Raw genomic sequence first — 6,293 nt, 5'->3', positions numbered from 1 at the left:
AAAGGGATACGCCGCCGTCAGAATCCCAAAATGCATCAAGAGTGAGTCAGGCCCCTTATTGCGCGCCGATCAACATCTACGCCCGCACCATCCCCGACCGGGACCGCGACGAGTGGGTGCGCATCGAGATCGAGAGCAACCCGCTGCCGATCTGCACCCGCCCGCAGGTGCTGCGGAAGGCGAGGCGGACGTGACGACAGCGCTCGCCGCGGCGCTCGACGCGTTGTTCGCTGACCCCAGCGTCGGTGCGGATGCGATCTACACGCCGCCCCGACACCATCGCGACCTTCGCCGAGGCTCGCCTCTGGTCCGAGACGGCGCTGTTCGACATCCGCGTGAGCGAGGTCCCCTCGCCCCGGCCGGGCGACACGATCAGGCTAGGCGAGGAGAGCTTCGTCGTGCAGGGCGAGCCGGTCCGCGATCGGGAGCGGCTGGTCTGGACCGTCGAGGCTCGGCCCGCATGAAGCTCGGCCTCGACAACGCGCCCGATCTCGTCGTCTGCGCGTCGACTCGGCGCAGGCGCACTCCTTTTTCCGCGTTTCCCGCGGGTGTTCAGCGGCCCATCGCCGTCACCCGATACAGGGATCTTCGTCGCCGGCTACACCGCCTCACTGCGAGGAAGCGACGCCTACAAGATATTGCCCGAACCGGGCGTGTAGCTGGCGGCCACCACGGTGTTGGCGACGAGGGTCTCGCACTGCACGACACCGGTGGCCTTAATGACGGCCGCCTCGATCGTCACGGTGCTCGCGGAAATCTTGACTGTCGGGCTTGAGACGGAGACGGCCGCATCGCTGTTCACGGTGACGCCATCGGGGTCGACGCTGATCGAGCCGTTCGCATGGTCGATCCGGACGTTCCCGCCGCCGCCCGCCTCGATGCGAATCCGTGTCCGGTGATTGGCGGCTATGACGATGGAGGGCTCGCCGGCGTCCCCGGTCTCCTCGACCCGTATGACCGCCCCTCCAGGCGAGACGATCGCATAGCTCTCGTCGGGCTTGCCCGCAGCCTCCGGTCGGGCGCGGGCGCCGGACCACAGGGCTCCGAGAACGAGAGGGTGTGCGGGGTCGCCTCCGGCGAAGGCCACGGCGACAGTCTCGCCTGTCTTCGGGCCCAGCGCCACGCCGTAGCCTGCGCCTCCGCCGGGAATGAGCACTGGCGCCCAGAGGGTCAATCCGAGGCCGATCAGGTGAACCCGGATGCGATTGAGGCTCTGCGGATCCGAGTCGTCGACAACCTGCGCGAGGTGGATGCCGGAGGTCCAAGCGGGCGTTTCGGGCTTCATCGGTCTGCCTCCGCTGTCATGGGCGCCAGTCCGGCCGCGAGATCCTGGCCCGCACGACAAAGCCGTCACTGATGGAGAATCGGTGACGGCAGTCGCCGACTCTGTAGAGACCGCCGAAACGAGGGTCGATGCCGGCGATCTCTACCGCTGCGCCCGGAACCAGCTTGCGCTCGGAGCCGACGATCTCGCCATGCAGGAAGCGATCGGCCGCAGCGGTGACGTGCGCATCGCCGATCGCGTCCGCTTCCATCGCGTCGACGAAGTCGCGAGGCAGGATATAGTTCGCCCCCCAGCCGAGTTGCTCGGCCAAGGCTGCGCCGCTCTGCAGCTGCGGCTGCCGTGCGGGCGCAGGCGCGGCCGTTGCCTCGACCGAGACAGCCTCGGCCAAGTTCCAGCCCCGCACCGTCGTTGCGCCAGGGAGCCAGTTGAGGTCGGCGATGACGCGAAGCTCTCTCAGCGCCCTTGCGTCGATCGTGAGCGGCGCCGGATCGGTCGCCTCGGATCCGGCGCGCACCCGGCCCCTCTCCACGCGCAGCGTCGCGCCACGTCCCGAAATCATCCGAAGGAGGAAAGCCAAATCGCTCTCGGCGCCCTTTACGAAAGTCTCGACGGGCCCGCCGAGCGTCGTATCGGCCTGCAGACCTGCGGAATGCGCGAGCGCGGCTACGACGTCGTCGGCCCGGACGTCCGTGAAGCTGCGCGGGGTCATCTCGCGGGCGAGACGGTGCAGCGGATCCTCGGCCAGCAGGGAGAGCTCCGGGGGGCCGTCGCTCATGCGGATTTCGACCGCCGTAACCTCTCCCTCGAACACCGGCGCCGATCCCGCCGTGTCGTAGGCAACTGCGAGCCGCGCGCCATGCGCGATGTCGGCGAAGGGAAAAACGCCGCGCGCAGGGGCGGCCAGCAGCCTCAGCTCGGCGTGAGCAATGCCGTGGCGTGGCAGGCGCATGTCCATGACCAGGAGCGCTGCTTCGACGTCACTGCGACGGCGGCCGTCGACGAGGATGACGGGCCGCGCCGCCGCGAGCAGAGGCGCTTCAGGGCGGCGCAAGTCGAGCGTCCCGTTCGCGAGCGAGCGCGATCAATTCGAGCGTGCGAAGGGCCGCGGCTTCGGGAGCCGCCTTGTCACCGTGCGGAGCGCTCGGCGGCCGCGGCGGCCGCTCGGCCGAGCCGCCGATGTCGTCGATGATGATCGGCATCATGCACCTCCGACGAGCAGACTAGTCTCGCGGGCTCGGTCGCGCCAGCCGAAGGAGGTCCTCCCCGTCCTCCGAAAGATCAGCGCCCCGTGTCTTGCGCCGCTCACCTTCGCGTCGCCGCGGCCGGAGCCGTGGCGATACGGTTCGAGCCCGTAAAGCCGGTCGGGGCGAAAATCTCGCGCGAGAGGACGGCGCCAGGATGGAAAGGCGGCGAGCCTCTCCCGCATGTCGAACCGATACCCGAGAGGGAGCGCGACTCGATGAGTGGAGGAATTGCAAAGCTCACGCTCGATATCGCGCCCGACCTCGTCGCCATGATGACGGCGGAGATCGCCGCGGGCGAGCGCGCGGTGACCGCCGCCATGCGCGAGGCGAGCACCGGGCTCAAGACCGCCTGGCGCGGCCAGATCACCGGCGCGGGGCTCGGCCAGCGGCTCGCCAACAGCATCCGCGCGCAGGTCTACCCGGCGAACCGGCCGAGCCTGAACGCGGCGGCGCTGGTCTGGTCGAAGGCGCCGGTGATCGTCGGGGCGCATGACACCGGCCCACTGATCCGTTCGCGGAACGGGTTCTGGCTCGCGATCCCGACGCCAGCCGCTTGGCACGGGCTGCGCGGTGGGCGGATCACCCCCGGCGAATGGGAGCGTCGGAGCGGGCTGCGGCTGCGGTTCGTCTATCGCCAAGCCGGCCCGAGCCTGCTCGTGGCCGAAAGCCGGATCGACAGCCGTGGGCGGGCGCGGGCGTCGCGATCGAAGACCGGGCGCGGTGTCGCCACCGTGCCGATCTTCCTGCTGGTGCCGCAGGTCAAGCTGCCGAAACGGCTGGACATCGCGCGAGATGCCGAGCGGGCGCATGACAGCGTGCCGGGGCTGATCTTGGAGAACTGGCTCGGCGCGAAGCTGTCCGCGGGATATGCCTTGGTCGCGCCTCCGGATTGGCATATTCTGCCATGGCAGGAACGGAGGGTGACATGGCCACGCGGAACGTCGTCCTGACCGAATCGCAGTCGGCGCTCGTCGACCGGCTCGTCGCCTCCGGGCGCTACCAGAACGCGAGCGAGGCCCTGCGCGCCGGGCTGCGGCTTCTCGAGCGCGAGGAGGCCGAACTCGCCGACATCCGCGACCGGCTGTCGGCCGGGCTCGCCGAGGCGCGCGCGGGCGACCTCGCCGAAGGCTCTGGCGAAGACGTCGTTCGCCGCGCATTCGCGAGAGCGCGCGGCGACGGCTGATGCCCAAGTCCTGGCGGCTCACCCGGCGGGCCGAGCGGTCCCTCGTCGATATCGCACGCTGGACCATCGAAACGTCCGGGCCGCGGCAGGCGAGGGCTTACGAGACGGACCTGATCGCGCGCTGCCAGGCGGTCGCCGAAAGCGTGGAGTCCTCAGAGAGCTGCCGCAGTTTGATCGATCCGGACCTGCCCGAAGACTTCCGTCTCACCCGCTGCGGGCGGCACTTCATCGTGTTCGTCGACAACCCTGACGCCGTGATCGTCATCGATTTCCTGCACGCGCGATCCGACTTGCCCGGCAAGCTGGCGCGGCTCGGAGACGAGGGCGCGCGCAGGCGCTGAAACTCAGGCCAACTGCGGCAAGACCCATGCCAACCTCCCGCGAAACCATCCTCGCCGCGCTGCATGCGCGGCTCTCGGCGCTGCCCGCCACGGCTCTGCGCGGCGAGGTCCTGCCCGAGCGCGTGCCCGCCGAGGGCCTGCTGATCTTGCGCGACGGCGAGCCGGGGGAGCCCGAGGCGACGCTTTCGCCGCTGCGCTACCACTATCAGCATCGCGCCGAGATCGAGGCTGTCGCGCAGGCGGCCGATCTTGACGCCGCCTTCGACACGCTGATCGCCAGCATCGGCGCGGCGCTCGCCGCCGACCGCACGCTGGGTGGGCTCTGCGACTGGGTCGAAGCGGAAGCCCCGCGACCCGTCGATCTGCCGCTCGAGGGCGCGGCGAGCCTGAAGGCGGCGGTGATCCCGATCGTCCTGCACTACACCACCGCCGATCCGCTCGGCTGATCCCGACAACCCGAGGAGAAAACCATGGCACGCTCCCAAGGCGCGCGGGCGCAGATGGCGCTCGCCTTCGAGACTGCGTATGGCGCGCCGCCTGCGGGCGGCTGGCGGCGCGTCCCCTTCGCCAGTGCCTCGCTCGGCGCCGAGCAGCCGTTGCTGAACTCGGAGCTTCTCGGCTACGGTCGCGATCCGCTGGCGCCGATCAAGGACGCGGTGACGGCCGATGGCGACGTCGTCGTGCCGCTCGACGCGGAGGCACTTGGCTTCTGGCTGTAAGCGACGTTCGGCGCGCCGACGACAACGGGTGCGGAAGCCCCGTACAGTCACGAGTTCCAGTCGGGGTTCTGGACGCTGCCCTCGATGTCGATCGAGACCGGCATGCCGGAGGTGCCGCGATATGCGATGTATTCGGGCTGCGTGCTCGACCAGATCACCTGGCAGATGCAGCGCTCCGGCTTGCTGACGGCAACGGCGCGGCTGGTGGCTCAGGGCGAGACGGTGGGCACCACCACCAGCGCCGGGACGCCCGCCGCGCTGGAACTGAAGCGCTTCGGCCATTTCAACGGCGCGATCACGCGCAACGGCTCCGCGCTCGGCAACGTGGTCTCGGCCGAAATCACCTACGCCAACAACCTCGACCGGATCGAGACCATCCGCTCGGACGGCCGCATCGACGGTGCGGACCCGTCCATCGCCGCGCTGACGGGCCGGATCGAGGTGCGCTTCGCCGACCAGACGCTGGTGACGCAGGCGATCAATGGCGAGGCCTGCGAGATGGAATTCGCCTACGTCCTGCCGTCCGGCGCGAGCTTCACCTTCACCGTGCACGCCGTTTACCTGCCGCGCCCGCGCATCGAGATCTCCGGGCCGCAGGGCGTGCAGGCCACCTTCGACTGGCAGGCCGCCCGCGACAGCGTCGTCGGCCGGATGTGCACCGCCACCCTGATCAACGACATCGAGGTGTATTGAGAATGCTGACGCTCGACCTGACCAACGCGCCGCGCTGGCATGACCTCGCGCCCGGCGTCCGGGTGCAGCTGCGCCCGCTGACGACCGCCCTGATGGTCGCGACGCGCAGCGATCCGGTTGTCGAGGCGGTGCCCGAGGACGCCTCCGACGAGGAGCGCGCGGTCGCCTTCGCCAAGGCTCTCGCGCGGCGGGCGGTGCTCGGCTGGGAGGGCATCGGCGACGCCGACGGCAACCCCATCGACCCAAGCCCCGAGGCCGTCGACGCGCTGCTCGACGTCTGGCCGCTCTTCGAGGCGTTCCAGCTCGCCTACGTCGCGAAGGGGTTGGCGCTCGAGCAGGAAAAAAACGCCTCCGCGCCCTCGCCGACTGGGTCTACGGCGGGGGCGAGCGCTACTGCGAGACCTGCGAAGGCCCGTGCCGGGACTGCCCCGCGCGGGTGAATATGCCCCTGACGCATGAGGGCTGGCAGGTCTGGGACCTCGCCCAGCGGCTCGGCGGCCAGCTGCGCGCCATTCCCGGCGCCGTGCTCGGCTGGGACATGAATGCAGCGCTTGCCATGGCCCAGGCGCTCGGCGTGCCCGCGCGCGCCGCGGCGGAACTGCTGCCCGTCATCGAGGCGGTGATGGTCCGCAAGCTGAACCAGCAGATCGCTTCAGGCGGCGGCGAGGGGCGTGATGTCTGAGACGTCGATCGCCTCGCGCGCCCGTGCGAGGTCCCAGCCTCGCTGCAGATTCATCCAGTACTCCGGCGTCGTCCCGAAGAACCGCGCGAGTCGCATGGCCGTGTCGGCGGTCACGCCGGTCTCGCCCTTCACCAGCCGCTCGATGC

The 6,293-nt window shown here is 70.0% G+C and carries 11 protein-coding genes and 2 pseudogenes; 9 read left to right on the top strand and 4 right to left on the bottom strand.

What is annotated here, in order from left to right:
• Both V7Q31_RS16760 and V7Q31_RS16755 read left to right on the top strand, forming a co-directional pair.
• The coding region (locus V7Q31_RS16760) for a major capsid protein (RefSeq protein WP_333835000.1) at window positions 1–194 on the top strand (194 nt) is incomplete at its 5' end.
• A gap of 57 nt (window positions 195–251) precedes the next feature.
• On the top strand, window positions 252–464 hold the full coding sequence (locus tag V7Q31_RS16755; RefSeq protein WP_333834999.1) for a head-tail joining protein: 213 nt from the start codon (window positions 252–254) through the stop codon (window positions 462–464).
• Window positions 465–628: 164 nt separating this feature from the next.
• Here V7Q31_RS16755 and V7Q31_RS16750 read toward each other — a convergent pair whose 3' ends face one another.
• From V7Q31_RS16750 to V7Q31_RS16740, 3 genes are read right to left on the bottom strand one after another with little or no spacing between them, the layout of a single operon-like run.
• A complete protein-coding gene (locus V7Q31_RS16750) occupies window positions 629–1,285 on the bottom strand; it encodes a phage baseplate assembly protein V (protein ID WP_333834998.1) in 657 nt (218 codons plus the stop codon).
• A 16-nt stretch (window positions 1,286–1,301) separates the two neighbouring features.
• Window positions 1,302–2,336 carry a phage late control D family protein gene (locus V7Q31_RS16745; protein ID WP_333834997.1) on the bottom strand — a complete coding sequence of 345 codons (1,035 nt, stop codon included), beginning with the start codon at window positions 2,334–2,336 and terminating at the stop codon, window positions 1,302–1,304.
• Window positions 2,323–2,484 (bottom strand): hypothetical protein, encoded by a 162-nt coding sequence (locus tag V7Q31_RS16740; protein ID WP_333834996.1) that lies wholly within the window; start codon window positions 2,482–2,484, stop codon window positions 2,323–2,325. The genes V7Q31_RS16745 and V7Q31_RS16740 overlap by 14 nt, the downstream gene beginning before the upstream one ends.
• Before the next feature lie 260 nt (window positions 2,485–2,744).
• Here V7Q31_RS16740 and V7Q31_RS16735 point away from each other — a divergent pair.
• From V7Q31_RS16735 to V7Q31_RS16705, 7 genes and pseudogenes are all read left to right on the top strand, one after another.
• A pseudogene (locus tag V7Q31_RS16735) lies at window positions 2,745–3,386 on the top strand (DUF6441 family protein); the annotation flags it as partial.
• 68 nt (window positions 3,387–3,454) lie between these two features.
• Entirely contained in the window at window positions 3,455–3,712 is a 258-nt protein-coding gene (locus tag V7Q31_RS16730) for a type II toxin-antitoxin system ParD family antitoxin (RefSeq protein WP_333834995.1), read from the top strand.
• Entirely contained in the window at window positions 3,712–4,053 is a 342-nt protein-coding gene (locus V7Q31_RS16725; protein WP_333834994.1) for a type II toxin-antitoxin system RelE/ParE family toxin, read from the top strand. Before V7Q31_RS16730 ends, V7Q31_RS16725 begins: the two co-directional genes overlap by 1 nt.
• A gap of 26 nt (window positions 4,054–4,079) precedes the next feature.
• Window positions 4,080–4,499 (top strand): acyl-CoA transferase, encoded by a 420-nt coding sequence (locus V7Q31_RS16720; protein WP_333834993.1) that lies wholly within the window; start codon window positions 4,080–4,082, stop codon window positions 4,497–4,499.
• 24 nt (window positions 4,500–4,523) lie between these two features.
• A pseudogene (locus V7Q31_RS16715) lies at window positions 4,524–5,465 on the top strand (phage tail tube protein).
• A gap of 2 nt (window positions 5,466–5,467) precedes the next feature.
• Window positions 5,468–5,905 (top strand): hypothetical protein, encoded by a 438-nt coding sequence (locus V7Q31_RS16710; RefSeq protein WP_333834992.1) that lies wholly within the window; start codon window positions 5,468–5,470, stop codon window positions 5,903–5,905.
• Window positions 5,906–5,907: 2 nt separating this feature from the next.
• Window positions 5,908–6,147 (top strand): DUF7697 family protein, encoded by a 240-nt coding sequence (locus V7Q31_RS16705; RefSeq protein WP_333834991.1) that lies wholly within the window; start codon window positions 5,908–5,910, stop codon window positions 6,145–6,147.
• On the opposite strand, the gene V7Q31_RS16700 is transcribed toward V7Q31_RS16705, so the two are convergent.
• Complete coding sequence (locus V7Q31_RS16700; RefSeq protein WP_333835001.1) at window positions 6,118–6,279, bottom strand: HigA family addiction module antitoxin; 162 nt, start codon at window positions 6,277–6,279, stop codon at window positions 6,118–6,120. The genes V7Q31_RS16705 and V7Q31_RS16700 overlap by 30 nt on opposite strands.
• Between the last annotated feature and the right edge of the window lie 14 nt (window positions 6,280–6,293).

The sequence above is a fragment of the Rubrimonas sp. genome (assembly GCF_036788415.1).
Lineage (GTDB): Bacteria > Pseudomonadota > Alphaproteobacteria > Rhodobacterales > Rhodobacteraceae > Rubrimonas.
The sequence above is the reverse complement of the archived record's forward strand: the minus strand, read 5'-3'. Positions and strand labels throughout refer to the sequence as shown.

What these genes read in the sequence shown, in the direction of transcription:
- V7Q31_RS16750 (WP_333834998.1), bottom strand. Translation starts at nt 1,285, where the DNA reads ATGAAGCCCGAAACGCCCGCTTGGACCTCCGGCATCCACCTCGCGCAG.
- V7Q31_RS16725 (WP_333834994.1), top strand. Translation starts at nt 3,712, where the DNA reads ATGCCCAAGTCCTGGCGGCTCACCCGGCGGGCCGAGCGGTCCCTCGTC.
- V7Q31_RS16720 (WP_333834993.1), top strand. Translation starts at nt 4,080, where the DNA reads ATGCCAACCTCCCGCGAAACCATCCTCGCCGCGCTGCATGCGCGGCTC.
- V7Q31_RS16740 (WP_333834996.1), bottom strand. Translation starts at nt 2,484, where the DNA reads ATGCCGATCATCATCGACGACATCGGCGGCTCGGCCGAGCGGCCGCCG.
- V7Q31_RS16730 (WP_333834995.1), top strand. Translation starts at nt 3,455, where the DNA reads ATGGCCACGCGGAACGTCGTCCTGACCGAATCGCAGTCGGCGCTCGTC.
- V7Q31_RS16755 (WP_333834999.1), top strand. Translation starts at nt 252, where the DNA reads ATGCGATCTACACGCCGCCCCGACACCATCGCGACCTTCGCCGAGGCT.
- V7Q31_RS16705 (WP_333834991.1), top strand. Translation starts at nt 5,908, where the DNA reads ATGCCCCTGACGCATGAGGGCTGGCAGGTCTGGGACCTCGCCCAGCGG.
- V7Q31_RS16710 (WP_333834992.1), top strand. Translation starts at nt 5,468, where the DNA reads ATGCTGACGCTCGACCTGACCAACGCGCCGCGCTGGCATGACCTCGCG.